At 57.9% G+C, this 26,543-nt stretch carries 20 protein-coding genes, 1 tRNA gene and 2 rRNA genes (1 of these 23 running past the window's edge); 6 read left to right on the forward strand and 17 right to left on the reverse strand.

Going from position 1 to position 26,543, the window contains the following annotated elements; all coding sequences use genetic code 11:
• Nucleotides 1–13 precede the first annotated feature (13 nt).
• Genes maiA through K3756_RS15870 form a run of 3 tightly spaced genes read right to left on the reverse strand, consistent with a single transcriptional unit; the run spans nucleotide 14 to nucleotide 2,424 of the window.
• Nucleotides 14–664 carry a maleylacetoacetate isomerase gene (maiA, locus tag K3756_RS15860; RefSeq protein ID WP_259989078.1) on the reverse strand — a complete coding sequence of 217 codons (651 nt, stop codon included), beginning with the start codon at nucleotides 662–664 and terminating at the stop codon, nucleotides 14–16.
• Between the two features lie 9 nt (nucleotides 665–673).
• Complete coding sequence (locus tag K3756_RS15865) at nucleotides 674–1,387, reverse strand: fumarylacetoacetate hydrolase family protein (RefSeq protein ID WP_259989081.1); 714 nt, start codon at nucleotides 1,385–1,387, stop codon at nucleotides 674–676.
• Nucleotides 1,384–2,424, reverse strand: a complete 1,041-nt coding sequence (locus tag K3756_RS15870) for a cupin domain-containing protein (protein WP_259989083.1) — start codon at nucleotides 2,422–2,424, stop codon at nucleotides 1,384–1,386. The genes K3756_RS15865 and K3756_RS15870 overlap by 4 nt, the downstream gene beginning before the upstream one ends.
• A 118-nt stretch (nucleotides 2,425–2,542) precedes the next feature.
• Here K3756_RS15870 and K3756_RS15875 point away from each other — a divergent pair, with 118 nt between their 5' ends.
• On the forward strand, nucleotides 2,543–3,340 hold the full coding sequence (locus K3756_RS15875) for an IclR family transcriptional regulator (protein WP_259989085.1): 798 nt from the start codon (nucleotides 2,543–2,545) through the stop codon (nucleotides 3,338–3,340).
• Between the two features lie 277 nt (nucleotides 3,341–3,617).
• Here K3756_RS15875 and K3756_RS15880 read toward each other — a convergent pair whose 3' ends face one another.
• Genes K3756_RS15880 through K3756_RS15910 form a run of 7 tightly spaced genes read right to left on the reverse strand, consistent with a single transcriptional unit; the run spans nucleotide 3,618 to nucleotide 9,669 of the window.
• Nucleotides 3,618–4,643, reverse strand: a complete 1,026-nt coding sequence (locus K3756_RS15880) for a branched-chain amino acid ABC transporter permease (RefSeq protein WP_259989087.1) — start codon at nucleotides 4,641–4,643, stop codon at nucleotides 3,618–3,620.
• Nucleotides 4,640–5,536 carry a branched-chain amino acid ABC transporter permease gene (locus tag K3756_RS15885; protein ID WP_259989088.1) on the reverse strand — a complete coding sequence of 299 codons (897 nt, stop codon included), beginning with the start codon at nucleotides 5,534–5,536 and terminating at the stop codon, nucleotides 4,640–4,642. Before K3756_RS15885 ends, K3756_RS15880 begins: the two co-directional genes overlap by 4 nt.
• Nucleotide 5,537: 1 nt before the next feature.
• Complete coding sequence (locus K3756_RS15890; RefSeq protein WP_259989090.1) at nucleotides 5,538–6,242, reverse strand: ABC transporter ATP-binding protein; 705 nt, start codon at nucleotides 6,240–6,242, stop codon at nucleotides 5,538–5,540.
• 43 nt (nucleotides 6,243–6,285) lie between these two features.
• On the reverse strand, nucleotides 6,286–7,437 hold the full coding sequence (locus K3756_RS15895) for an ABC transporter substrate-binding protein (RefSeq protein WP_259989092.1): 1,152 nt from the start codon (nucleotides 7,435–7,437) through the stop codon (nucleotides 6,286–6,288).
• A 30-nt stretch (nucleotides 7,438–7,467) separates the two neighbouring features.
• On the reverse strand, nucleotides 7,468–8,178 hold the full coding sequence (locus tag K3756_RS15900; RefSeq protein ID WP_259989094.1) for an ABC transporter ATP-binding protein: 711 nt from the start codon (nucleotides 8,176–8,178) through the stop codon (nucleotides 7,468–7,470).
• A 43-nt stretch (nucleotides 8,179–8,221) separates the two neighbouring features.
• Entirely contained in the window at nucleotides 8,222–8,863 is a 642-nt protein-coding gene (locus K3756_RS15905) for a cysteine hydrolase family protein (RefSeq protein ID WP_259989096.1), read from the reverse strand.
• Nucleotides 8,860–9,669, reverse strand: a complete 810-nt coding sequence (locus tag K3756_RS15910) for an N-formylglutamate amidohydrolase (protein ID WP_259989098.1) — start codon at nucleotides 9,667–9,669, stop codon at nucleotides 8,860–8,862. Before K3756_RS15910 ends, K3756_RS15905 begins: the two co-directional genes overlap by 4 nt.
• 111 nt (nucleotides 9,670–9,780) lie before the next feature.
• Between K3756_RS15910 and K3756_RS15915 the strand changes: the two genes are divergently transcribed.
• From K3756_RS15915 to K3756_RS15935, 5 genes are all read left to right on the forward strand, one after another.
• Entirely contained in the window at nucleotides 9,781–10,638 is an 858-nt protein-coding gene (locus tag K3756_RS15915; RefSeq protein WP_259989100.1) for a MurR/RpiR family transcriptional regulator, read from the forward strand.
• A complete protein-coding gene (locus K3756_RS15920) occupies nucleotides 10,635–11,942 on the forward strand; it encodes a glutamine synthetase family protein (RefSeq protein ID WP_259989101.1) in 1,308 nt (435 codons plus the stop codon). The genes K3756_RS15915 and K3756_RS15920 overlap by 4 nt, the downstream gene beginning before the upstream one ends.
• 9 nt (nucleotides 11,943–11,951) lie before the next feature.
• Nucleotides 11,952–12,737, forward strand: coding sequence for a carbon-nitrogen hydrolase family protein (locus K3756_RS15925; protein WP_259989103.1), 786 nt, complete (start codon nucleotides 11,952–11,954; stop codon nucleotides 12,735–12,737).
• Nucleotides 12,734–14,383 (forward strand): NAD(P)/FAD-dependent oxidoreductase, encoded by a 1,650-nt coding sequence (locus tag K3756_RS15930; protein WP_259989105.1) that lies wholly within the window; start codon nucleotides 12,734–12,736, stop codon nucleotides 14,381–14,383. Before K3756_RS15925 ends, K3756_RS15930 begins: the two co-directional genes overlap by 4 nt.
• A gap of 88 nt (nucleotides 14,384–14,471) precedes the next feature.
• Entirely contained in the window at nucleotides 14,472–15,410 is a 939-nt protein-coding gene (locus K3756_RS15935; RefSeq protein WP_259989107.1) for an acetamidase/formamidase family protein, read from the forward strand.
• A 119-nt stretch (nucleotides 15,411–15,529) separates the two neighbouring features.
• On the opposite strand, the gene K3756_RS15940 is transcribed toward K3756_RS15935, so the two are convergent.
• From K3756_RS15940 to K3756_RS15970, 7 genes are all read right to left on the reverse strand, one after another.
• Complete coding sequence (locus tag K3756_RS15940; protein WP_259989109.1) at nucleotides 15,530–16,909, reverse strand: META domain-containing protein; 1,380 nt, start codon at nucleotides 16,907–16,909, stop codon at nucleotides 15,530–15,532.
• 201 nt (nucleotides 16,910–17,110) lie between these two features.
• Complete coding sequence (locus K3756_RS15945; RefSeq protein ID WP_259989111.1) at nucleotides 17,111–18,136, reverse strand: response regulator; 1,026 nt, start codon at nucleotides 18,134–18,136, stop codon at nucleotides 17,111–17,113.
• Nucleotides 18,129–18,464 (reverse strand): Hpt domain-containing protein, encoded by a 336-nt coding sequence (locus K3756_RS15950; protein ID WP_259989114.1) that lies wholly within the window; start codon nucleotides 18,462–18,464, stop codon nucleotides 18,129–18,131. Before K3756_RS15950 ends, K3756_RS15945 begins: the two co-directional genes overlap by 8 nt.
• Nucleotides 18,465–22,760 (reverse strand): GAF domain-containing protein, encoded by a 4,296-nt coding sequence (locus K3756_RS15955; RefSeq protein WP_259989116.1) that lies wholly within the window; start codon nucleotides 22,758–22,760, stop codon nucleotides 18,465–18,467.
• 312 nt (nucleotides 22,761–23,072) lie between these two features.
• A tRNA-Met gene (locus K3756_RS15960) sits at nucleotides 23,073–23,149 on the reverse strand.
• 405 nt (nucleotides 23,150–23,554) lie between these two features.
• Nucleotides 23,555–23,669: ribosomal RNA gene (gene rrf, locus K3756_RS15965) — 5S ribosomal RNA — on the reverse strand.
• An 87-nt stretch (nucleotides 23,670–23,756) separates the two neighbouring features.
• Nucleotides 23,757–26,543: ribosomal RNA gene (locus K3756_RS15970) — 23S ribosomal RNA — on the reverse strand; it runs 47 nt beyond the window's last position.

Consider the following 26,543-nt stretch of genomic DNA (forward strand, 5'->3'; position numbering starts at 1 on the left):
ATCGTGTTGACTGTCAGTCCGTTTTTGGGGCCGTTGCTGTAAAGGCTTCGAGCGTTCGGCAGTGCGCCTCGACGGCACAGACCCTTTCGAATTCGTCGATAGCTACGCCGAAACGGCGCGCGTTCAGCACCTGCGGCACAAGGCAGATATCGGCCAAAGTGGGCGTGGTGCCGATGCAGAAGGGGCCGCGATCCGCCGTCTGCGTCAGTTGCCGCTCCAGCGTGGTGAACCCTTCGCGGACCCAATGGGCATACCAGTCCGCGCGTTTTGCGTCTGATTGCTGCATCGGGCCGGAAAGATGCTTGAGCACACGCGGCGTGTTCAGCGGGTGGATATCGCAGGCGATGGTAAGCGCGAGGCTGCGCACGGCCAGAGCGGCGTCCGCATCTTCGGGAATTAACGGTGGGTCGGGATATACGCGGTCCAGCCATTCGATCAGCGCGATGGACTGGCCATACGCCCGCTCACCAAAATCCAGCGCAGGTACCAAAGCGGCGCCCGTCACGTCAGTGAACGCCTTCCCCAATTGCTCGCCTGTCCGCAGGTTGATGCCCCGCACAGCGTGCGGTGCAACACCTTTCAGATGCATCGCGATCCGCAGACGGTAGGACGCCGAGGAGAACGGGAAATCGTAAAGGGTGGCGGAGGCGATCTGCAGTGTCATCCCGATGCCCTAGCTGTTGCCTGCGCGGGCACCGATCCGCACCTTCAGGTCGGGCAGGCCGGCGATGGTGCAGGATATCTCGTCGCCCGGGGACACCGGGCCGACGCCCGCGGGTGTTCCGGTATAAATCAGATCACCCCTTCGCAGGGCATAGTATCGTGACAGATCCGCGATGATTTCGGGCACAGACCAGATCAGATCACTGACATCCGCGTCTTGCCGGGTTTCACCGTTGACCGAAAGCTGGATTTGCCCAGTACTGACATGCGCCCCCCCTTCAACAAGCTGCAAGCGTCCGGTGGGGCAACTGTCGGCCACATTCTTGCCGGTGTCCCAAGGCCGCCCCTTCTCGCGCGCTTCCAGTTGCAGATCGCGGCGGGTCATGTCGAGGCCCACGGCATAGCCACAGACGTGGTTCAACGCATCCGTTTGGGCGATGCAGAAACCGGGCATGCCGATGGCAACAACCAGTTCTGCCTCGTGATGGAAATTTTCCGTCGCCGGAGGATACGCAATTTCGAGCGCGTCCGAAGGCGCGCTGTTGCGCACGGTTTCTGACCATTTGGTGAAATAGAAAGGCGGATCGCGCTCGGGATCCTTGCCCATTTCGCGGGCATGGGCGGCGTAGTTGCGCCCCACGCAGAAAACGCGGGCGACGGGAAAATCGCGGTTGTCCGTGGTATTCAGAATGGTGGGGGGGTCGGCGGGAAACATGGCTGTCATTGGTCGAGGCTTTCCTTCCAGAACCCGAGTTTTTCGTGGCAGGCGCGATCCGAGTAGGAAAAGAGCACCAATGGCACGTCGCCCGTATTTTCAATTTCGAGCGCGGCCCAAGAGGGAACCGCCGCTACATCGCGCGCCCCTACGTTGAACCTTGCACCGTCAACATGCAGGGTGCCGCTGCCCGTGACGCCGGCGTAAACTGCGCCCGCGCTTTGGCGGCGTGGTTTCGTTTTCATCCCGGGGGGCACCATGGTCACAAAGGCCGAAATGGTGCGCATGACCGACCCACCATTTCGCGGATTGGTAAACTCAAGGGTCCAGCCTCGGTGGGCATCCGCCGGCACCTTGGCCGCGTATTCGGCCAATGATTTGGACCAGACCGCATGAGGGAAGTGAAAAAGCGGTGTGTCTGTATCAAGATCGTGGCCGATCGTGGGCTTAAGATTCGCGCCATAGGCCGCGCGCGTACGCCCTGAAACCGCGTCGTCATTCGCCGGCACGTTGCCATCCCGCTCGGCGAACCCTGCTGAAAACCGCTGCACGATCGGAATGTCCAACCCATCGAGCCAGATGGTCGGCGCGGCTGCACCGCCATGTTCGTGCCAACGCCAGGAAGGGGTCAGCACCAGATCGAAGGGCGACATCTGTACCGGCTCACCATCCACCGAAGTCCACGCGCCTTCGCTTTCGAGAACAAACCGCAGCGCCGATTGCGTGTGCCGGTGTACCGGGGCCGTTTCACCCGGCAAGACCAGCTGCAGACCTGCATACAGCGCATCCGTCACCGTATGATCACCCCTCGTACCGGGATTTTCGAGGATCAGAACACGTCGCTCTGCCTGTTCGGCGGTGATGCGCTGTCCCGCTTCGACCAACTGTGGCTGGATGTCGGTATAGGCCCACACATGCGGCAAGGCACGGGGCTGGGGTGTTTCTGTCACCAGATTGGCCATCACATCCCAGAGCGGGGATACCGACTTTTGCGTCAACCTCTCTCGGAAAGCCCCGTCATCGGCCATAGCGTCTTGCACCGCCATATCTCTCCTCCCATCATATTTACGCAATGCGTATTTAATTACGCTCTGCATAACCGCTTACGGCTCTGGACGCAATAGGTTTCGAACTGGTATCGCCGGACCAAAGAAGGATGACCCTATGGAAAAGCCCACAGACACACCGGCCCGCGCGCGGCGCAGTGGTGTTCAATCGATTGAGATTGGCGGCGATCTGCTCGAGGCGATGGTGCAGCTCGGCGCACCGGCTCCCTTGTCGGACATCGCCGCAGCAGCGGGCCTGCCGGCTGCGAAGGCACACCGGTACCTTACGAGCCTTTGCGAGATCGGTCTGACCCTGCAACATGATACGGGCCGCTACGGGCTGGGCCCGCTGGCGTTGCGAATGGGGCTCTCTGCCATAGCGCAGCATGACATCATCGAACGGGCCTACGAAGTTCTGGTCAGCCTTTGCGATGAACTGCGTACGTCGGGCCATTTGTCTGTCTGGTCGGATGTGGGCCCGGTTGTAATCCGCAGCGCCCATGGCGGCCCGCCCGTGATTTCTCCCGTCGCGGTCGGGACGGTCTTGCCACTGCAGCGTTCAGCGTCCGGTTTTGTCTATCTCAGTTTCATGCCGGAAGCTGCCACAGCGGATGCTGTGAGATCGCAAGGGGCCTCGGATCAGGCCGACCGCGCAGAATTGAATGCGCTGTGCCGAAAAACCGCAACGGTCGGTTACGCATTGGCAAGTGGACAATACATTCCCGGCCTGTGCGCCATAGCCTTGCCGATCTTCAATCATGACAAGACGCTCGCTGGAGCCATCACCTTGGTATCCACCGATACCAACGCATTCACCGACGCCAGCCCGGCGACACGCCGCGCTATTGAAGCGGTACACGATCTCAAACGTGAATGGACGCATGAACCCGATAAAATGGGAGACAAGCGCGCCTGACCTTGAGTCCGGGCAAACCTCAATTTTGGCAGGCAGTCGCACTGCGGAATTTCTTCCGCTGCGTTATCTCGAAAGGACATGCCAAAGCCGATCGCAAGATACGATTTTAAGCTACGGTAAAGCCGCGCAAATGCCTTTCTGCGCGGATGCGAAAACACGGCTCACGACCACACGGCTTCTGATTGATGACTTCGAACCCAGCTGTGCGAGTGACGGCCTCGTCCAGCAGACCTATGCGGTACCGTATCGCGTAGGCCCTTGGTGTGGAACACGGGGATCACTTGTTTCGTAAGACAAGCTCTTCGATCTCCCGATCCCCCATGACACCCACCGGCCGCAGCGCCATTGTCAAAACGATCACAAGCCCCAGCATGACGCCCGACAGGCCCAGAACTTCCGGCAAATCGATGCCGATGATCACAGGGCCGGTTTCCAGCCAACGGATGACCTCCAGCCCAAAAGAGATCGCAAATGTGCCGAGGACGGCCCCCGTCACTGTGCGCATGCCGCCGAAGATCAGCATTGCGAGGGTTAAAAACACATGGTTGAAATAGAACGGACGCGCCGAAATCGTACCAAGGAAATAGGCGTAGGCGATACCCGCGCAGCCAAGGACAAGGCCGGAAAGCACCCAGGCGATCAACCGCAGGCGCACGACGTTGACCCCCATCGCCGCCGATCCGGTTTCGTCATCCGCCGAGGCGCGCAGCATCACGCCCCACGCGCTTTCGCGGAAACCGCGCACGATAAAGACGACGATCACCGCAAGAATGACAATGGAGGTCAGCGAGAATACCTGAGGGATACCAAAGAGCGCCTGATTGCCTTTGAAAATATCCGTCCGGTACAGGAATATCGAATGCACGATGACCAATATCGCAAGAGTGGCGATCGTGGCCCCCGTGCCTGTCATGCGCACGATGAAGATGCCGACAAGGAAGGCGATCACCCCCGTAATCACCAATGCGACAACAGCAGACATGACCGGATCAAGGGCAAAGGCATTCAGGCCCCAAGGCGCATCCGGCAAGGCGATCTGTTTCATCGCGACGGGCGTGACACAAATTGCAGCGGCATAGGCCCCGATCCCCATGAACGCGCTGTGGCTGAGGTTTGTCAGTCGCGAGTTGCCCATGAATACCTGCAGGCCAAGAACCACAATCAGGTTCACATAGGCGCTGTAGATCAGTCGCAATTGGTATCTGGAGGCGAAATATGTCGCCAAGACACCGATACCAATCAGGATGGCGGCGAGCATACAGGCCCCGACGACGCCGCGTTTCTGGCCACGGGTTAGGGTCACAGCTTGTCCCCCTTTTCCGTGGCGGGGCTGAGGATGCCGTCAGGCCGCCAGACCAGCACCAAAGCGATGATCCCGAAAACGAAGGCGTCCTTCAGCCCTCCGTATTCCTGCGGCAGCATCACCAGCATGCCCACTTCGATCGCGCCCAGCAGGAAGCCGCCCAGAACCGCGCCTGGCAGACTGCCAAATCCGCCAACAACGCAGGCGACAAAGGCCTTCAGCACAGGGTTGAAGCCGAAGTGGGGATCAACCGATCCACGCCGCGCCATGATAAAGATACAGGCAAGCCCCGCCAGAAGCCCAGAGATCAGGAAAGCGAGCGCAAACACGCGGTCCGCCCGGATACCGGTCAGGCGCACCATTTCGAAATCAAGCGACGCCGCGCGCATGGCAAGACCCAGCGTTGTTCTTTGTAAAAAAAGAACGAGCCCGATGATCACAACGAAGATCGTTATGGATTCGAATATCTGCAACGATGATATCTGGATGCCAAAGAGCGTGACCGGCGCGTCCAGAAAATAAAGCGATGTCACCGCGATTGGGCGCGGTGAGATGAACAGCAAAAACAGGTTTTGCAGCACGATAGAGACGCCAAATGCGGTCAATAGCCCTGTTGTGGGGTCCGCGTATCTGACCGGTCTGAAAGCGACCCGTTCCAACGCGACAGAGGTCAGCGTGGCGGCAGCGACGGCCCCGAAGATGATGATCCACGGATTTTCCGTCACGAGCGCGGCAAAGGCCACCATCGTGTAGCCGCCCACCGCAATCACTTCGCCATGGGCAAAGTTTACCAGCCCCATGACCGAAAAAACGATCGCGAGGCCCAGCGCCAGAAGCGCGTATTCTGCCCCGAAAGACAACGCGTTGATGATCTGTTGTGCCGCGTATTCCATTTCAGCCCAGTCCCGTCAGGTTTGCCATCATGTCTTCGCTGCCGCCCAAGGTTTCGCCCGTGCCCTCGGATACGATGCGGCCGTTGTTCAACAAGTATGCGTAGTCAGAGATGCGCAGTGCCTGACGCGCATTCTGTTCGACAAGCAGGATCGTCATGCCGTCGGCGCGCAGTTGCGCGATCAACTCGAAAACCTGTGCAACGATGCGCGGGGCCAACCCGAGGCTGGGTTCATCCAACAGCAAGATCTTCGGCTTCGACATCAAGGCGCGCGCAATGGCGAGCATTTGCTGCTCTCCGCCCGACAGGGTGCCACCCGGTTGGTTGCGGCGTTCACCGAGGATCGGAAAGGTATCGAACCAGCGGTCGATGTCGTCCTGAACCCCACCTTTATCCGCGCGGATACCGCCACCGATGCGCAGATTTGCCTCGACACTCAGGTTGCTGAAAATGCGGCGGCCTTCGGGGGACACAGCGATGCCGCGCTGAATACGGTCTTCGACGCTGGCATGGGTCAGGTCATCGCCTTCCAGCCGGATTGCGCCGGTGGCTGCAGCAACACCGCAAATGGCAGAAATCGTCGAGGTTTTTCCAGCCCCGTTCGGGCCAAGTAAAACCACGCATTGCCCCGTTTTGACCCGCAGGGAAATGCCATGCACCGCCTCGATAGGGCCATGCGAAACGCAAAGGTCTTGGATGTCCAGCATCAGACTATCGGGGCAGGACGCGCACGCCGCGCCCCTCTCCGGTTCACCAGTCGGAAGGTGTGTTATCGGGGATCTTGTTCGAAATCAGCACCCGCTTGCCGTTTTCGAACCCGATGACGGGGATCGTACGCTGCGCGTAGGTTTTGGTGTCCTTGAACGAGATACTGTCAACGGTCATGACCGGAATGCTATCGGCCTCGCGAATGGTCTTGGCGATGGTCGCGGGGTCCGTACTGCCCGACTGCTCCACGGCCCAGGCGAGCGCTTTGACCGTATCGGCACCCGTCGCCGGGAACAGTCCTGGCACGTCGATGCCCATCTCTTTGCAATCGGCGATAAACTTGACCACAGCACTATCCGCGTGGCTTGGGGCCAGCGTGGCAAAGAACACCTTGTCGAGCATCGAGGGATCATCGGTGCCGATGGCGTCCAGCGAGGGATCGTCGAACCCGTCCGACCCCACGACCCAGGCATCAATGCCCGCACTGCGCAACTGGCGTACCAATACCCCCACATCCGGCATAATCGATGAGATATAAACCGCATCGATCGGCTCACCCAAGGCGCGCATCTCGGCAATCTGCGGTGACCAGTCGGAGGTACCAAAGCTGAAATTCAGCGTTTCCAGCACCTTGCCGCCGCCTGCTTCGATCACTTCGCCGAACCACAGCGGCGTTTTTGCAGACCAGCTGCCCCCTTCGTCAGAGGTCAGCAGAACGACGTTCTTCACCCCGTTTTCAAGCGCGTAGTTGGCTGCCGCCGTGGCTGTGAACGGATCAGGTGAGACGCCGGTGAAAAAGTTATCGACGATACCTGCGTGCATCTCGACCTGCGTCGACTGTGGTTGAAAGATCGACACGCCATAGCTTTGCGCGACCTGTGCCACCGGGATCATGGTGTCCGAGAACGGGATGGTGCCAAGCATGACCGCGCCTTCATCAAGGAACTTTTGCGCAAGTGAAACCGCGGTTTGCGTGTCGGCCGCAGCGTCCTGCACGAGAACCTCGATCATCTTGCCGTCGACACCGCCTTCCGCGTTGATCATTTCCGCCATGCACCGGGCACCCTGCCATTCGGCGTAGGGGGCATAATCGCCCGTCATCGGAACACCGAGGCCAAGTTTGATCGTGTCTTGGGCGACAGCAGGTGTCACCAAAGCGGTACACGCCAGCGCCGCGAGGATTGACTTTTTCATAACGTTCTCCTTGTTGGTCGTTTTCTGATTTCAGGCATCTGCGCCCGCTTCTTCTCCGAGGTAGGCGGTGATGACCTTGGGATTTCGGGTCACCTCTTTGGGGGTGCCTTCGGCGATGATCGCGCCCATATCGAGAACGGTTATCCGTTCGCAGAGGGTCATGATAAATTTGAGATCGTGATCGATCACGAACAGCGCGCAGTCAGCCTCTTGCTGCACCCACCTTAGTGCGCGCCCGAGCGCTTCGGTCTCTTCTTCGTTCATACCCGCGGCAGGCTCATCGAGCATCAAAACTTTGGGATGCAGCGCCAGACCCCGCACGATTTCCAACCGCCGTTGATCGCCGTAGGACAAGGTATTGGCTGGCTGAACGAGCTTGTCACGCAACCCGAATTGGTCGATTGCCGCCTCAGGCAGCGCAGAACCGCGCCCTGCATAGCGCGCGACGTCGATATTCTGCTCCACACTCAGGCTGGGAAACAAACGCAGGTTCTGAAAGGTGCGTGCGATACCCTTGCGGGCGCGTTGGTGCGCGCTATTGCGGGTCAGCGCCTCCCCTTCGAGGGTGATCGACCCTGCCGTCGGGGTCAGCAGGCCCGAGATGAGATTGACGAGCGTCGATTTGCCTGCCCCGTTCGGGCCGATCAATCCGCGGACCTCACCACGATTTATGGTCAGAGTGACATCGCGCACCGCATGTACGCCCCCGAAGGATTTATCGATGCCCTTCAGTTCCAGCATGCCGACCTCAGGCTCTGAACGCGTAGAAGCATGCCCGTTCCCATCACAGGTTCTCCAGCTCTGCCAGCAGCTCGGCAGTGGTCACCTGCCGGCAGTATCCCTTTATGGCGCTGATCGAGTTCGCCTGCCGTTCCGGCGTGTAGCTCAGGCAGGCATCCGTCACCTGCGTCACGAGATATCCCAGATCACACGCATCGCGGATCGCACTCTCGACGCATTGGTCGGTGAGCAACCCCGAGATGACCAACTGCTTCACGCCCAAATTGCGCAGCACATAGTCGATATGGGTTGAGACGAAGACTGACGATGACGACTTTGGCAGCACGATCTCATCGCCCTGCGGCGCAATCTGGTCGATGACTTTGCCATCCCATGATCCTTTGGGCACATTGAAACCGGTTATCTTGTAATCCAGCGACCGATCCCGCCCGTTCAGCGTCAGACTTTCGATCGTGGTGTACATCACCTCGATCTCGGCTTTGCGGCAAGCAGATTGAATCGCTTGCATGTTTGCGAAGACACGGGTGTTCAGCTCGTCGAAGAACCATCCATACTTTGCGGCGAAATCTTTTTCGCTCAGCCCTTCGTACTCGGCGCCATCGCGGTGTGCTGCGAAGTTTTGCACATCAATGAACAAAAGCGCCGCATCTGCGGGCACCAAAGGCAGGTTGCGCGTGAGCGTCATGCCGTTCTCTCCAATACTGTCTGGATCGCCGGGGCCAACAAATCTGCCCAGCGCTCAATTCCGGCATGGTCCTGCAAATGGTCATTGCGCACTTCGATCAGAGTGTGCCGCATCCCGCGAACTTCGGCGTGACGGGGGATGAACCAATCGCTTTCATCGTCTATCTGGTAGGGCTCATTTATTGCCAGTTTCAGCTCGGGCGCGGCAGTGGCGATTGCCCCCATCAGGTGATGCGCCGCCTCAGTATCATCTCGGGTGAGAAATCCGGCATCCCACGGGCGTTCAGCGCCTTGGAAATGACGCGTGTAGGAATGGATCGAAAAGACGGCCTTGCGGGGGTGGGCGTCGAACATCGCAACGATAGCATCATTCATTGGATCAAAAATCGCTTGCCTGCGGTGATCGTGATCTTCTTTGCCCAACCCGAGGTTCCCCGGCACGCCCACGCCATCGCTGTGCACAGGGACGGACCCTGCGGACAACGGCGGGCGGTTACAATCCATGACGAGGCGGCTGTAGTTCTGGAGGATCAAGGGGCATCGCAGCCGGTCCGAAATGGCACAGGCAAGGCTGGCCGCCCCAATGTCCCACCCGATGTGTCCGTCGATCGCGCCTGCAGGCAATCCGAGACCGTTCAGCGCACGCGGCACAGCCCGGCCTGCGTGTTCACACAAAAGGAACATTGGCGCGGGCGATTGCGCATGTCGGATTTCGACTGGGTCGGGATCACCTGCCCCCAGCAGACCGGCACCGCCCGCGTCGCTCCCTTTCGGCTGAGATAGTTTAATGGCGTCCAAACGATTCACGGCATTCCCCACGTTATAGCAAAGTAAACGAACGAGGCCTTTCAGAGTCAATAGATACGTATTGACTGAAAATTTATTTTCATGGACGATGGCACGAACCGGAGCATTCGCATGCAGACAGTGCACATCAAAAAGAAGATAGAACAGGCGTCCGACAGCTTTACCGCGGGCGAACGCAAACTCGCGGCCGCGATCCTGTCGGACTACCCCTACGCCGGTCTGTCCTCGATCCAGGACCTCGCGTCGCGGTCAGAGGTGTCTGCTCCGTCTATTTCTCGGTTCATGACCAAAATCGGGCTGACCGGATATCAGGAATTCCAGCGCTCCTTGATTGCAGAACTCAAAGACGGGGATCGCAGTCCCGTGGAAGTACACGAGCGTGACCGTCACATCGAAGGTGACTTTCTGTCTGACTTTCTGGCCAAGGCCAGCGCGCAGATGGCGATCGCCGGGAATGCCATAACCGAAGAGCAATTCAACCGCGTCTGCGCCCTTCTCGCCAGCACAAAGCACAGCGTTTACGTGATCGGCGGTCGCATCAGCGATACCATTGCGGCGCACCTGTCGTTTCACCTGCGCCAAGCGCGGCGTGGCGTATACCACCTGCCCTCTGATCCCGAAACATGGCCGGAATACCTGTTGCAGATGAAACCGGGCGATATCTTTTTCGTTGTGGATTTCAGACGGTATCAAACCTCGCTAGCGGAGCTTGCGGCACTGGCGCGGGACGAACGCGGTGCGCGCGTGATGGTGATGACAGACAAATGGATTTCGCCCGTCGCGCGCCATGCAACCGACGTTCTGCCTGTGCCGATCGAATCTGGAACTCTATGGGATACCTACTCCTCGGCCCTCGCCATCACCGAAGCCATCGTTACGCGGATTGCTGAAGACACTTGGGTGCATACCAAAGACAGGATTGAAACCTGGGACAGGCTGCGCGTGACAACAAAGGACACGACCGAATGACGCCGATGCCACTGATTTTCGCCGCCACCTGCGACATTGCGGGCAAGATGCGCGGCAAGGCTTTTCCCGCGGACCAGCTGGAAAAGCGCCTGAAGCGCGGTGTCGGTTGGGTGCCGACAAATGTGCAGATCACCTGCTTTGATGGCATCGGTGACAGCCCCTTTGGGTCTTTGGGTGACCTATTGCTGATCCCCGATCCCGCGTCAGAGGTGAACATCGCCTTCGGGGACGCCCCGCCCGAGCACTTCATGCTTGGCGATATCGTAACATTGGAGGGAGAGCCGTGGGACTTCTGCACGCGACAAGTCCTGCGCGACGCACTGGCGCGCTTGCACCGGCTTTCGGGCGCAAACCTGCACTCGGCCTTCGAGCATGAGTTTCAGTTGAAGGGTAGCGGCCTGCCCAATCAAGGATTCGGTCGCAATGCGTTTGAAAACCAAAGAAGGATGCTGGAAACCCTGATGGGCGCGCTGAAGGAAGCGGGTCTTTCCCCCGACAGTATCATGAAAGAATACGGCCCCAATCAGTTCGAAGTCGTGGTCGCCCCCGCGGATGGAGCGAAGTCTGCCGATCAGGCGGTGATCTTGCGCGAATTGACCCGGTCAGCCGCCTTGCATCTGGGTGAGGAGGCGACATTTGCCCCCATCCTTGACCCTGCATCTGTCGGGAACGGGGTACATATCCATCTCAGCTTTCACGATGATGACGATGTGCCGCTGACCTATGACGAAAACGGTCCCTGCGGCATGTCGCAGCTGACGGATGCATTTGCGGCGGGTGTTTTGAAGTACATGCCGCATATCCTGGCCCTGACGGCGCCATCGGTTGTGTCATACGAAAGGCTCACGCCGCATCGTTGGTCCGCCGCCTACAATAACCTCGGCTTTCGCGACCGTGAAGCATCGCTGCGGGTGTGTCCGGTCACGGCAAAAGACCCTGCCTCGATCGCCCAACAGTTCAACATCGAATACCGCGCCGCTGACGCCGCTGCGTGCCCGCATCTGGCCTTGGCCGCAGTGGTTCATGCGGGCTGTCAGGGCATCGAGGATGGATTGACGGCACCTGAGGCAACCCAAGAAGACCTGTCGCTCTTGTCAGCCGATGCGCTGGCTGCGCGCGGATATGCACGGTTGCCGGAAACTCTGGAAGCGGCATTGGACAGTTTTGCTGCCAGTACCACCGTCACGGGATGGTTCCCCGACCAATTCGCCGACGTGTACCGCGCGCATAAACTGGCAGAGATCGCACATCTGGCCGATAGGGACATCGACGCAAAATGTGCGGCCTATGCCGACACCTATTAGGAGCACCGGATGAAACTCGCGCTTTGGCAAACCCTGCCACAGTCGGACATTGCGACGGCCCTGCAGACGCTTGGCGAAGCTGCAAAGGAGGCTGCGGCAAACGGGGCTGACCTGTTGGTCACGCCGGAAATGTACGTGGGCGGGTATAACATCGGGGCCGCTAACATCGCGGCACATGCCGATCAGTCGGCGCAGGTGTTGGACGACCTAAAGGAAATCGCTCGCACGCATGACATCGGGCTGATCGTTGGCCTGACCTTGCCGGGGCAGTCGCGCCCTTACAACGCTTGCATCGCCGTTGATGCCACAGGACTGGAAGTTGCGCGCTACCACAAAACGCATCTTTTCGGTGATGTCGATCGCGCACAGTTCAGCCAAGGCGCGGCGTTGTCTGACGTGTTCGAGCTGAACGGCTGGAATGTCGCGCTGGCAATTTGCTATGACGTTGAATTCCCGGAAGTGACACGTGCGCTGGCGCTGCAGGGGGCTGAAATCGTCGTGACGCCCACCGCGAATATGGCGCCGTTCGACAGCGTCGCAACTCGGCTGGTTCCCGCGCGAGCCGAAGAAAACGGGCTTTACGTCGCCTACTGCAACTACGTCGGTTCCGAAGGGCAATTTACCTACAATGGGCTGTCTTGTCTGGTCGGTCCCGATGGCGAAGACCGCGCACGTGGGGCCGACGCACCCACACTGCTTTACGCCACGCTGGATCGTGCCGCGTTGGTGCGTGCGCGACAGGCGCAAACACATTTGGCGGATCGGCGCGCCAATTTTTACAAGGACATCTTATGAAGCCTGTCACCGTCTTTGGGCCGGATTTCCCTTTCGCCTACGATGATTGGATCACACACCCGAATGGTCTGGGCACCCTGCCCGCCTCGGCCCATGGAGCGCGGGTTGCCATCATCGGCGCCGGGGCTGCGGGTGTCATCGCCGGCTATGAGCTAATGAAGCTTGGACTGCACCCCATCCTGTTCGAAGCCGGCCAACTCGGCGGACGCCTGCGCTCGCAGCCCTTTGAGGGCGCGGAGGGTGTGATTGCGGAGCTGGGCGGCATGCGCTTTCCCGTGTCCAGCACCGGCTTCTACACTTACGTCGATCTGCTGGGGATCGAGAGCAGGCCTTTTCCCAACCCGCTCACCCCCGCTGCCGGATCAACCGTGATCGACCTTCTGGGGCAAAACTATTACGCGCAAACCCTGCAAGATCTGCCCCCGCTCTTTCAGGAAGTGGCGACCGCCTATGATACCGCATTGGAAGAGGGCGCAAATTTTAGCGCGTTGAAGCAGGCCATACGGGACCGTGATATTGCCCGGATCAAGGAGATCTGGAACCCGCTGGTGGCAGCTTGGGATGAGCGCACGTTCTATGACTTCGTGACCACGTCCGAGTCGTTTCAAAAGCTGTCATTTCATCACCGCGAGGTATTTGGCCAGGTCGGGTTTGGCACGGGTGGCTGGGACAGTGACTTCCCCAACTCCATGCTGGAAATCCTGCGGGTGAACGTGACCGAATGCGACGACCATCAACGCTATATCGTGGGCGGTGTCGAACAGGTACCGCGCAAACTGTGGCACCATGCGCCCGACAGCCTGACCCATTGGCCGGTCGGTACGTCGCTGAGCCGGCTCAACAACGGGGCCACACGCGCAGGTGCCAAACGGATCAGGCGTCTGACGACCGATCAGATCGAAGTGACCGACACATGGGGCCGCGCGGAGGCCTTTGATGCAGTGCTGGTCACCTGCCAGACCCACCTTTTGACCACGCAGATCGACACGGAAGAAGATTTGTTCGCGCAAGACCTCTGGATGGCGCTGGACCGCACGCGATATATGCAATCGGCCAAAACCTTTGTCATGGTTGACCGGCCCTTTTGGAAAGACAAGCACCCTGAAACGGGCCGCGACACGATGTCGATGACGCTGACCGACAGGATGACGCGCGGCACCTACCTGTTCGACAACGGACCCGATAAACCGTCGGTCATATGCCTGAGCTATGCATGGATGACCGATGCGCTGAAGGTGCTTCCCCTGCCCGTCGAGCACCGCGTCGAACTTGCGCTTTCCGCGCTGTCAAAGATCTATCCCGAGGTCGACATCAGAGGTCACATTATGGGCGATCCGATCACCGTCAGCTGGGAGGCCGATCAAAATTTCCTCGGCGCTTTCAAAGGTGCTTTGCCGGGCCATTACCGCTACAATCACCGGATGTTCGGACATTTCGTGCAACATGACATGCCCCCGTCGCAACGCGGCATTTTCATTGCCGGGGACGGCGTCAGCTGGACGCCTGCCTGGGTCGAGGGGGCTGTTCAGACATCTCTTAATGCAGTTGCGGGCATCATCGCACATTTCGGCGGGACCACTTCGGCCGACAACCCGTCGCCTTTGGATGCTTATGAAACCGATGGCCCGATCAAGCTGGGCGCATAATCTCTTGGACCAACTATCGTTTTGCCGATAGCGCGGTACACTGTGCCCATCGTCGATCATCAGCATATCCCAACAGCGGAGAGCACGCATGAGCTGCAATCACACAATCCACAAACACCAACATCATCTGGGGTGGGACAACACGCTAGACCCGGCGCTCCGCGTCGCACCCGGAGACACCATCGCGGTTGAAACCATCGACGCCTCGGGCGGGCAACTGCACGCGCGTGCGACGCTGGATGATCTTAAGTCGTTGGATTTCGACAAGGTAAATCCGGTGACCGGTCCGATCTTTGTCGAGGGTGCGGAACCGGGCGATACCGTCGCGATCACCTTTCAGGCTTTTCATGCATCAGGGTGGGGATGGACCGCGAACATCCCGGGCTTCGGGCTGCTGGCCGACGAATTTCCCGATCCTGCCCTGCATGTCTGGACGTATGATACCGGCCTGTCGAAACCTGCCGTCTATGCGCCCTTTGGGCAAGTGGCACTCAAGCCTTTCGTCGGCACAATAGGGTTGGCGCTGGCCGAGGCCGGCCAGCACAGTGTCGTCCCACCGCGCCGCGTTGGCGGAAACCTCGACATCCGAGACAACTGTCTTGGCACAACGCTTTATCTGCCCGTTGAAGTGGCGGGCGGTCTGTTGTCTTTGGGCGACACGCACGCCGCGCAAGGGGATGGCGAAATCTGCGGCACTGCCATCGAAAGTCCGATGGACGTGGAGATCAAGATCGACCTGATCAAGGACGTAAAGATAGCGTTTCCCCGGCTGGAAACGAATGGTCCGGTGACGAACCACACCGATCAGCAGGGATACCGCGTGACGACAGGCATTGGCCCTGATCTGATGCAATCTTCACGCGACGCGGTGCGGCAAATGATTGACTGGATCTGCACGACTGCAAAAATCTCTCCGGTCGAGGCCTATATGCTGTGCAGCGTTGCGGGCGATTTGCGGATTTCCGAAATCGTCGACATGCCGAATTGGGTGGTAAGCTTTTACTTTCCGAAATCAGTATTGGGTTAGGCACCGGGCGCGTCTGCCATTCGGACATCTTGATCAGAGCAGTCAGCAAATCGTCCAGAAGCGTGATGATCGCAATAGCCGCCGCGACGGGCTGTGCCACGCCGCCGCCCGATCCCTCCTCAGAAGTACACTGCGGTGAGCACTGCCAACGGATCGCCGTCTGCGTTCCTCAAAACAAGCGTCTCTCCTTCAATGACATAGGTCGCCACCTCTGCCATCACCTCGCCAAGCCTGCGTTCAAGAGCACCGATAGGCTCGGGACAGGCCATCATCGTCGACGCTGCGGGCGAGAACGTCAGAGAGTTACCGTCGAGAATATAGCGGCCGCGCATCCTGTTGCACCCGACCGTCGCGCGATAGGCACCGGTAACGGAGGCCTCCAATACGATATGCGGTTCTCGCCCACCATCGCCCATCGTCACGGGTTCGCCCGTCAACGCGTCAATGCGCCAATAGGTGTTCTGGAGCGTTGCTTCCGCCCGCTGGCGGTCACAGGACACACCGGGGCGTGTGCGGATGAAACGATCTACGATCACCATCTGACGATCCGGTCCCTCCATTGCCGGACGTACCTGAATACCACCTTCGATCATGACATAAAGCGGCGCACCCGGCGCCGCGCGATCCGCAAGATACGCGCGCTCCGCCGCCAGATAGTCGCGCTCTTGTGCTACCGGGAAGGTCGCACCGCTGACGCAGTCCTCGAATACTGCGGCGTCAGCCATATAGGTCATCATGCCGCCCATCATCATGTCCGCAAGCGTCGGAGGCTCGGCATCGGACAGGGTCAGGGTGCCCGAGAACGCTTCGCCGGTATGCGCATCAATCACGCTTAATCCGCCCGCGTTGGTGCGCCGGATGACCAGCGGCATTTCGGCCCCGTCGCGCATCACCAGCGTACCCGCAGTTGGATCGGCCGCCCACCGCCCCAGACTGTCGCGTTCGCCAGTCTGGAACGTCCGAGACAGCATAAAGGTCTGATCTGCGCCAAGCGAAAGGCGCCATGTCTCTTCACCTGCGTTTCCATCGACGACACCCCCATAGACGGCAGGCAGGGACAACCCGTGCGCGCCAACCATCCGCGCCTTCGGCGATTGTGTCTCTAGGCCCGTTGCGGCTGGCGTAAACCCGGGGCGGACCATGACGAGATCGATTTCCGGTATCGTACCCGGAAAACCATCGAGAATATCGCCCGCTGCAACAAATGCCCGGTCCGGCCAGATCACCTCGGTCTGAACTGAATAAAGCCCGTCTGCTACGACAGCGGCATTGTCGTACTCAACGGTGAAGGTATAAGGCGGCCCGGCGTCGCCCGGCGCCTCGAACCGACCGATCTCGATCTGCTTGTTGTCCGAGATGTCATAAAGAACCACCCGGAATGTTGCCTCGGCTGGCAACGCTATGCGTTCTCTGTAACTGGCAGTACCGCTGAGTTCACCGGCGTTCCCGATCGTACCAAGGGCTACCCCCACCAGAATCGCAAATAGTATAGCGCGCATATCAGTTTCTCTCGTTTATCGGGGCTCGTCTTGCCAGTTCAATACTTGGACGTCGCCCAACCATATATCCGTGGCGGATGACCAATTCTTTTCAGGCCGCAACGGATCAGCGCACGCGGCCCCTTCACCGGACTTTCGCTGCATGAGCTGGAAGATCGGACCAAAGAAAGCATCGCATACATATAGCCCGACAGTAGCGGCTTAGATCGCGAATACCGCAGTTTCCTCTGAAAAGCCTTTGAACTTTCCCGGTGCCGTTGCCGTGCAAATCGCCGGATCAGAAAGGCCGTCATATGTTGCGCGGTCGATCAGAACATTTCGGTCGACAACTTTCGTATGGGCCTCCAATCGGGCGGCAAGGTTCACTGTTTTTCCGATGCAGGTATAGGTGGCGCGCGCGTCAGTGCCTGCATATCCGGCCACCACTTCGCCACTTGCAATCCCGAAACCGACGCGCAGTTCGGGGTCTTCGGCAGCGGTGCGTTCGGCATTCAGCATATCAATCATCGCCAGCATTTCCTGCGCCGCAGAGACTGCGCATTGTGCAGCATTCTCAAGTGGCTGCGGTGCGCCAAAGATGGCCATCAACCCGTCGCCGACCATAAGATTGATCATCCCTCCGTGGCTGGTCACGGCCTCGAACATCAAAGTGTAGTAAGTGTTCAGAAGCTCAATAGTGGCCTCGGGGGCCATATTCTCGGACATTACCGTAAAGTTCCGGATATCGCAGAACAGGATGCTGGCGTTGGTCCGGCTCGCCCCGATGGCAAAGCCCGAAGTCTGCAAATCCTGCGCAACCTCCTCTGTCGCAAACCGGCGCAGCAATCGCTTTTGCTCGTCATACAACCGCTTGCGTTCCAGACAGGCGCCCAGGCGCGCGTTTAACAGCACCTTGTTCACAGGTTTCGGGATGTAATCGGCAGCACCCAATTCAATGCACCGGACGATATTCTCCAAACCCTCCAGCGAGGACGTCACGATCACCGGAATGTCGCGCAGAGCCGGATCTGCGTTGAGCGCCTCAAGCACCTCAAACCCGTCCATTTCAGGCATTTCGATGTCCAGCAGCAGCACGTCGTAGTCGCTTTGCGCAAGCATTTGCAGCGCGACTTTGCCGTTCTTGGCAACATCGGCCTTGTGCCCCAACAGCTCGACACTGCGGGTCATCAACAGGCGGTTCACTTTGTTGTCGTCTGCAATCAACATCTTACCGGGCGCATCAGTCATCCCTTTGCGCCTCGAATGCCGCGGCGGTTTCGGCAAACAGAACCTGCAGGTCTTGCGCCGCAGCACCGTCAATCTCACCGGACACTTCCATGTCTTTCGCTTTGGCACCCAATGCCGTCGCGCCAAATGTCTGGGCGTTGGACTTGATCGTGTGGCTGGCGCGGCGGTAGGCATCCGCGTCTTGTGCGGCGACAGATGCCGATAGGGCATTCAACAGGTTCGGCGCGTCCTCCAGAAAGGTTTCCAACAGCTCAAAGGCGAACTCCTCTCCCACGGCGTCCTGCAAGTCTGCAAAAACCGATGGGTCGATCAGATCATCATGCGTCATTCAAACGTCCTGTTGCTTAGGGGTTGTGTTCAAGAGAGCCTGTACCAAAAGATCCACGCGGATAGGCTTGGCGATATAGTCATCCATACCCGCTTGCAGACACATCTCGCGGTCGCCCTGCATGGCATTCGCGGTCATCGCGACGATCTTCGGGCGGTCCTCAGCATATAGCGCGTTCAACCGGCGCGCCGCTTCGAGCCCGTCCATTTCAGGCATTTGCACGTCCATCAGGACGACATCATAGGTCTGGCGCGCCACGCTTTCCAACGCCTCAACGCCGTTGCTGGCGAGATCGGCGCGGTATCCCATCTGTTCAAGCAGCCGAATGGCCAGCTTTTGGTTCACCAGATTGTCTTCGGCCAGCAGAATGCGCAGCGGGTGGGCCTTTGCCATGTCCGGGTTGGATTTCGGCTTTGCCGTGCGCTTGATCTGCTGTTCGGCTTTATCTTTGGGCGCAAACAGGGTGACCAACGTGTCGAACAAATGCGATTGCCGCAAGGGTTTGGTCAGATGCGCTGCAAATAAATCACCTGCGCCCGCCTCTTCCCGCACTCCCAAAGAGCTGAACAAAATGAGAGGCATGGAATGATCCAGCTTGCGGATTTCTTCGGCCAAGGCGACCCCGTCCATCTGCGGCATGTGCATGTCCAGAACGGCGAGGTCGTACACCTTGCCATCCTCAAGCGCAGAGATCGCGTCTTCGGGGTTAAGGAAGGCTTTGGTCTGCGTACCCCACTTCTGGGTCTGCAGGGACAGCAGTTTCAGATTTGTGGCGTTGTCATCCACGACCAGGATCCGCTTGCCGACAAGTTCCGATTGCTCACCAATCAGGCTACGCGATTTGGTCTCCGGCAATTCGGCAGCCTGCACTTGGATGGTGAAATGAAAGGTCGCCCCCTTGCCGGCGCCATCGCTCGTCGCCCACATCGTGCCGCCCATCAACTCGGCAAGCCGTTTTGAAATCGCCAACCCAAGGCCGGTCCCGCCATATTTGCGCGTCGTTGAACTGTCTGCTTGGCTGAAGGACTGGAACAATCGCGACATGCCGGCTTCTGTCAGACCGATCCCTGTATCGCGTACCGTGATGGTCAACATATGGTCGTCCCGGGTACCGGGAACAGCGGTCACATTGACAACAACCTCGCCCGTCTCGGTAAATTTCACCGCATTGGACAGAAGGTTGAGCAGGATCTGGCGCAGCCGCGCGAGATCCGCGCTGACGCCTTGGGGCACGCTATCCTCCATGAGATAGGCGATCTCGAGCTGCTTTTCCGCGGCCTTTCCGCTGATCAGATCCAGCGCGGATTCAATGCAATCACGCAGGTCGAACGGATGGTTTTCGATGTCCATCTGCCCGGCTTCGATTTTGGAAAAATCGAGGATTTCGTTGATGATGCCCAACAGCGCATCACCACTGTCGCGGATCGTGCTGGCATAATCATGTTGTTCGGGGTTTAGATCGGTGTCCATCAACAACCCGCTCATGCCGATCACGGCATTCATCGGGGTGCGGATTTCATGGCTCATGGTGGCAAGGAACGCACTCTTGGCCTCATTCGCTTCTTCAGCAACCTTGCGGGCCTCTTCGGCCTCGCGGAACAGCCGGACGTTCTCAATGGCAATGACCGCCTGATCACAAAAGGAGTTGGTCAGCTCCATCTCGTCTTCGGTAAACGCACGGGCGTGATCGGTACGAATAAAGATCAAAGTGCCGATGCAGACCCCCTCTTTCAACAGCGGCAGGTAAAGCGCCGACTTAAGGGAAAATTTTTCAAAGCTGACCTTCTCGTGTTCCGGCAGCTCGATGGCGCTTGCGTCTTCGATGTGCACCATCTTTCCCGAAGCCATGACCCGAGAGGGAAAGTTCTTGTCGGGCTCGATCCTTACAGGCTCGGGGCTGAGGTTCTCAATCGGTTGCCCGTCCCGCATGCCGGCGATGGGCACGAAGCTGTCGTCACTTCGGATAGCCAAAGCGCCACCACTGCACCCCAGTAGCTTGCATCCAGCAGTCACAACGGCGTGGAACACCGGCGTCGCGTCCCTTTGCGCGCCGCTGATTACCCGCAGCACATCTGTGCTGGCGGTTTGACGGGCCAGTGACTTCTGTGTGTTGTTGAACAACCGGACACCTTCAACCGCAATCACGGCCTGATTGGCAAAGGATTCAGCGACCGCAATCTCGTCATCCGTAAAGGCAAGGTCCCTTTTTCGTACAAACGTTAACGCGCCGAGGGGCTTGCCATCCTTCATCATCGGCACATGCAGACCGATGTTGAAACCATGCTTGTCCGCACGCTCTTTGTCGCGCACGGACAATCCTTCGGACCGCAGCCTTTCGTGCTGTAAAGTCCTGCCGCTCAGCATTGCCTTTGCGGGCGCATTGTCCAAAGCATCCAAAGGGGCGCGCGCGTCTGATATTTTTTCTTCAAGACCGTGTGGCGTGGCAACTGCTGTTTGCCAAACCTCTTTGCCGTCGGTCTGACCGGCAATCGCGAGGTCGCAGTCGATCAACCGGATCGCTGCCTGCACGATTTCTTCAAAGACTGGCAGCGCGCTATCTGGTGATTGACTGATGACCCGCAACACATCGGCACTTGCCGTCTGGCGGGACAACGCATTTTGGGTGTCGTGGAACAGCTGCGCATTCTGGATCGCGATGCCAGCCTGATCCGCGAAGGTTGAGACAAGATCGATGTGCGACTTTTGCGGACTGCGCCCATCGGGCCAGCCCAGAACAATACAGCCCCAGACATCTGAGCCGACATGGATCGGGAAACCTACCAGATGGCGATACCCGAACTCACGTGCGGTCGCATGATCGTAGTAGTCTTCATTCTGTGTGTCTTCGAAATGCTGGATCGTGCCATGTTCAAACACGGCGCCCGTGATGGACCCCTGGACCGCCGGCGCAGGCCAGTTCTTGGCGTAGCGTTCCATATAGGCGGCTTCAAAACCGGAGCTGGCTTTGAAATGCACAAGATCATTCTTGAATTGATAGAGCATGCAGCACCGCACATCGCACAATATTGTCGCTGCCTCGGTGATGCGGTCAAAAACGGGCTGGGTGTCTTCGACGGACTGACTGATGACCCCCAGAATTTCGGCGCTGACTTGCTGCTGCTCAAGGGCCACTTCGACCTCGGCCGTGCGATCGCGTGCTTCGCGCATCAGGCGCACGTTTTCGATGGCGATACTCGCCTGAGAGGCAAAACTCTGGATCAACTCGACCATTTCGGGCGCAGGCGCCTCGGTTCCGGGCCACCCCATGGTGATGCAACCCCAGACGTGCCCATCTACTTTGATCGGGACCCCCAACATGCGCCGCCACCCGGCCATACGCGCAATTTCGGGACGAAAGTAAACGGCCTCCTGCGCGTTCTCGATATGCGCAGGCGCCCCGGTCTCGATCGCCGTCGACGACACGTGCCCGGCCATGTCTGTTACCGGATAATCCGCCAACAGCTTGGTTTTTAGATCCCCTGTAAACCCGTGCTGCGCGCAAAAATGCAGCTTCCCGTCGGCGAATTGGTCCAGAACGCAAAACCGTGCATCGCTCAGCTCCGAAGATTTTTGCACGATCAGATCAAAGACGGGCTGCAAATCGGACGTCGCTTCTGAAATGACCTGCAGCACTTCGGCATTGGCCTGTTCACGCACCAGCGCATGTTCCACTTCGACGGTGCGGGCCTGCACCTCTCGAAACTGGCGTACATTCTCAATGGCGATGACGGCTTGTGCGGCAAAGGTCTCGATTAACGCGATTTCACTGGCCGAGAACGGATCAAGGCGTTCGCGAAACAACGTGATCAAGCCCAACGCCGTGCCCTCAAGCACGAGCGGCACGAACAGAACACTGCGAATGCCGTGGTCATCCACCATCCCCCGCACGACCGGACTGCTTGCCGCGTAAAGGTCGCTTTGACCCATGTCGTCGAAAGCGAACAGCTTGCATTCTACAATGCAGCGCGCGGCATAGGAGAGGTCGGGGTCCACCTTCATCTGGCCCGTCTCGAACAGCTCGACCACTTGCGGATAGATCCCTGCCTGTGCCGCAAGACGCTGCGCCGTGTCGCCTACCTTGGCAAGGATCAGCCCCGCCATGGGCGCATTGCACAAGGTCTGGCTGTGCCGGATGATCGCCTCGAAAATCGGCGTTTCGTCATGGCGCGAAGACCCGATCAGGCGCAAAATTTCCGAAGTCGCCGCAAAATGCGCGGCCATATCCGGGGAGGCACCATGGCCCTTCCGAGTAGCAGAAAACGCATCCGTAGGCATCTCAGAGTCGGCTCGTGCCATGCATAATCATCCGTGGTATCGCATAAATTCAATACTCGCATGGTATGGCCAAGGCGTATGAAAAGATAGCCAATCCCACGTGTCTCGCGTGAGGACCGCCCAGGTTTCATTGACTTCAGATAGCGTTCGGCTTGCGTCGCTCACCGCGCAAGTGAGCACCTTGCACCAATGTGAGTGGCAGCCATTGTCCGCCGTGCAGCTGCATCAAGTTGGTCTTGTGATTGAATTGTACGCGGACGCGGTTGCAATGTCAGCGTTGCGAGGGCCCAGAAACGAAAAACCCCACCCGTTAAGGGTGGGGTTCGATTTTGTTGGTTGCGGGAGTAGGATTTGAACCTACGACCTTCAGGTTATGAGCCTGACGAGCTACCGGGCTGCTCCATCCCGCGTCAATGTTTGGAGTATCTACGCCTGGCCCCAAGAGAGTTCAAGCGCAAAAAGCGACTTTCCACGAAAGAAATCCGTAAGCGAATTTTTACAGTAGCGGGACGAGCAGGTTGTCAATGTCTGCTTACTCTTTCAGACCTACACAGGCTACGGATCGCCTGTGGGTGTCGCCACCAGCGCTGCCATGAAGTCAGTCAGCGTTGGCAGGGTCCAAGCGGTGTTAGACTGGGCGATGACCTTGCATTGCTGTGCTTCGCTGAGACACTTGATGCGCCTTCAAAGCAAAAGCTTGTATTGCAGTATTTTTTTGTGAGCTTGTTAAGCACAAGCCGCCGGGTGTGTAGTGTATTTTTGGGCGGATTGTTTTGTTATCGTTAAGAGAGATACACATTTTTTGATCTTATTAGGTTTGGCGATGACCTACTCTCCCACGCCTTAAGACGCAGTACCATTGGCGCGGCGGCACTTAACTGCCGGGTTCGGGATGGGACCGGGTGTTTTGCTCGCGCTATGATCACCAAACCAAATAAAATCAAAAAATGTCCAAGCCGAGTACGGCTAATGTGTGTGTATGCTTTTGTTCTGGTAACAGTCTTTCTGTTACTGGATCAAATCAAGCCTATCGAGCCATTAGTACCAGTCAACTGAACGCATTACTGCGCTTACATCTCTGGCCTATCGACGAGGTGGTCTACCTCGGCTCTCAGGGATACCTTGTTTTGAGGGGGGCTTCCCGCTTAGATGCCTTCAGCGGTTATCCTTTCCGATCATAGCTACCCTGCACTGCTGCTGGCGCAACAACAGGTCCACCAGTGGATCGTTCACCCCGGTCCTCTCGTACTAGGGGCAACTCCTCTCAAGTATCCTACACCCACGGAAGATAGGGACCGAACTGTCTCACGACGTTCTAAACCCAGCTCACGTACCTCTTTAAACGGCGAACAGCCGTACCCTTGGGACCTGCTCCAGCCCCAGGATGAGATGAGCCGACATCGAGGTGCCAAACACTGCCGTCGATATGGACTCTTGGGCAGTATCAGCCTGTTATCCCCGGCGTACCTTTTATCCGTTGAGCGATGGCCCTTCCACTCGGGACCACCGGATCACTATGGCCGTCTTTCGACTCTGCTCGACTTGTCAGTCTCGCAGTCAGGCTGGCTTCTGCCATTGCACTCAACGAGCGATTTCCGACCGCTCTGAGCCAACCTTCGCGCGCCTCCGTTACGATTTAGGAGGCGACCGCCCCAGTCAAACTACCCACCACACAGGGTCCCGGATCCGGATAACGGACCGCGGTTAGACATCAAGCAGAACAAGGGTGGTATCTCAAGGGAGGCTCCACAGCGACTGGCGTCACTGCTTCAAAGCCCACCACCTATCCTGCACATGTTCGGCCTAATGCCAGTGTGAAGTTGTAGTAAAGGTGCACGGGGTCTTTCCGTCTAACCGCGGGTAACCTGCATCTTGACAGGTAATTCAATTTCGCTGAGTCGATGTTGGAGACAGCGGGGAAGTCGTTACGCCATTCGTGCAGGTCGGAACTTACCCGACAAGGAATTTCGCTACCTTAGGACCGTTATAGTTACGGCCGCCGTTTACCTGGGCTTCAATTCAAGGCTCTCACCTCTCCTTTTAACCTTCAGGCACCGGGCAGGCGTCAGACCCTATACGTCGTCTTGCGACTTCGCAGAGCCCTGTGTTTTTAATAAACAGTCGCCACCCCCTGGTTTGTGCCCCCAGCCCCTAGTTGCCTAGGAACCGGGCCTCCTTCTCGCGAACTTACGGAGGTATTTTGCCGAGTTCCTTCAACATCGTTCTCTCAAGCGCCTTGGTATTCTCTACCAGTCCACCTGTGTCGGTTTAGGGTACGATCTAGCGATGGAGCTATTTCCAGGGACCAATTAGCAGCCCATTCAATCCAATAAGGATGAACTACCTTCATGATCCGTCACTTCCATCTGGCCCAGGAATATTAACCTGGTTCCCATCGACTACGCCTTTCGGCCTCGCCTTAGGGGTCGGCTTACCCTGCTCAGATTAGCTTTAAGCAGGAACCCTTGGACTTTCGGCGAGAGTGTCTCTCACACTCTTTGTCGCTACTCATGTCATCATTCTCACTAGTGATCTCTCCACCGGATCGCTCACGCGCCGGCTTCACAGAAAGCTCCGCGTCTCCAATCCGGGCGAACCCGGTAAGGAGACATGGAACTATGTCACACTACGCTCTGCTACCATGCAATAAATGCATCCTAAGCTTCGGCTCATGGCTTGAGCCCCGTTACATCTTCGCCGCAGGACAACTTATTTAGACCAGTGAGCTGTTACGCTATCTTTAAAGGATGGCTGCTTCTAAGCCAACCTCCTGGTTGTTTTGGTCGTCCCACCTGCTTTCCCACTTAGCCATGAATTAGGGGCCTTAGCTGTAGGTCAGGGTTGTTTCCCTCTTCACGACGGACGTTAGCATTCGCCGTGTGTCTGCCGACTAGTACTCCTCGGTATTCGGAGTTTGGTTAGGATCAGTAAGCCTGTGGGGCCCCATTACCCATCCAGTGCTCTACCCCCGAGGGTATTCGGTCGACGCTCTACCTAAATAGATTTCGCAGAGAACCAGCTATCTCCGAGTTTGATTGGCCTTTCACCCCTAGGCACAGCTCATCCCGATCTTTTTCAACAGATGTGGGTTCGGTCCTCCAGTAAGTGTTACCTTACCTTCAACCTGGCCATGCCTAGATCACTCGGTTTCGGGTCTGATCCCTCAAACTCATTCGCCCTATTAAGACTCGCTTTCGCTGCGCCTACACCTAACGGCTTAAGCTTGCTTGAGAGACCAAGTCGATGACCCATTATACAAAAGGTACGCTGTCAGGCCGCAAGGGCCCTCCAACTGATTGTAGGCGTTCGGTTTCAGGTACTGTTTCACTCCCCTCGTCGGGGTGCTTTTCACCTTTCCCTCACGGTACTGGTTCACTATCGGTCAGTAAGGAGTACTTAGCCTTCGAAGGTGGTCCTCCGATCTTCAGACAGAATTTCACGTGTTCCGCCCTACTTAATACGTCCTATCATGCTTCTCATACGGGACTATCACCCACTCTGGTTGCGCATTCCAACGCATTCTGACCACACTCAAGGCTCGGCTGGTCCCCGTTCGCTCGCCGCTACTAGGGGAGTATCAATTGATTTCCTTTCCTCCGGGTACTTAGATGTTTCAGTTCCCCGGGTTTGCTTTTCTAAACCTATGTATTCAGTCTAGAAATACCTGTTTGACCGCATTATCCGTCGCCGCCGAAGCGGGTGAGATAACACAGTATCAGGTGGGTTGCCCCATTCAGAAATCCATGGATCAAAGCCTATTCTCGGCTCCCCATGGCTTATCGCAGAGTATCACGTCTTTCATCG

The sequence above is a fragment of the Sulfitobacter sp. S190 genome, assembly GCF_025141935.1.
Lineage (GTDB): Bacteria > Pseudomonadota > Alphaproteobacteria > Rhodobacterales > Rhodobacteraceae > Sulfitobacter.

Coding starts and splice junctions, on each gene's coding strand:
- maiA (WP_259989078.1), bottom strand. CDS start 664: ATGACACTGCAGATCGCCTCCGCCACCCTTTACGATTTCCCGTTCTCC.
- K3756_RS15865 (WP_259989081.1), bottom strand. CDS start 1,387: ATGACAGCCATGTTTCCCGCCGACCCCCCCACCATTCTGAATACCACG.
- K3756_RS15870 (WP_259989083.1), bottom strand. CDS start 2,424: ATGGCGGTGCAAGACGCTATGGCCGATGACGGGGCTTTCCGAGAGAGG.
- K3756_RS15875 (WP_259989085.1), top strand. CDS start 2,543: ATGGAAAAGCCCACAGACACACCGGCCCGCGCGCGGCGCAGTGGTGTT.
- K3756_RS15885 (WP_259989088.1), bottom strand. CDS start 5,536: ATGGAATACGCGGCACAACAGATCATCAACGCGTTGTCTTTCGGGGCA.
- K3756_RS15890 (WP_259989090.1), bottom strand. CDS start 6,242: ATGCTGGACATCCAAGACCTTTGCGTTTCGCATGGCCCTATCGAGGCG.
- K3756_RS15895 (WP_259989092.1), bottom strand. CDS start 7,437: ATGAAAAAGTCAATCCTCGCGGCGCTGGCGTGTACCGCTTTGGTGACA.
- K3756_RS15900 (WP_259989094.1), bottom strand. CDS start 8,178: ATGCTGGAACTGAAGGGCATCGATAAATCCTTCGGGGGCGTACATGCG.
- K3756_RS15905 (WP_259989096.1), bottom strand. CDS start 8,863: ATGACGCTCACGCGCAACCTGCCTTTGGTGCCCGCAGATGCGGCGCTT.
- K3756_RS15915 (WP_259989100.1), top strand. CDS start 9,781: ATGCAGACAGTGCACATCAAAAAGAAGATAGAACAGGCGTCCGACAGC.
- K3756_RS15920 (WP_259989101.1), top strand. CDS start 10,635: ATGACGCCGATGCCACTGATTTTCGCCGCCACCTGCGACATTGCGGGC.
- K3756_RS15925 (WP_259989103.1), top strand. CDS start 11,952: ATGAAACTCGCGCTTTGGCAAACCCTGCCACAGTCGGACATTGCGACG.
- K3756_RS15930 (WP_259989105.1), top strand. CDS start 12,734: ATGAAGCCTGTCACCGTCTTTGGGCCGGATTTCCCTTTCGCCTACGAT.
- K3756_RS15935 (WP_259989107.1), top strand. CDS start 14,472: ATGAGCTGCAATCACACAATCCACAAACACCAACATCATCTGGGGTGG.
- K3756_RS15940 (WP_259989109.1), bottom strand. CDS start 16,909: ATGCGCGCTATACTATTTGCGATTCTGGTGGGGGTAGCCCTTGGTACG.
- K3756_RS15945 (WP_259989111.1), bottom strand. CDS start 18,136: ATGACTGATGCGCCCGGTAAGATGTTGATTGCAGACGACAACAAAGTG.
- K3756_RS15950 (WP_259989114.1), bottom strand. CDS start 18,464: ATGACGCATGATGATCTGATCGACCCATCGGTTTTTGCAGACTTGCAG.
- K3756_RS15955 (WP_259989116.1), bottom strand. CDS start 22,760: ATGGCACGAGCCGACTCTGAGATGCCTACGGATGCGTTTTCTGCTACT.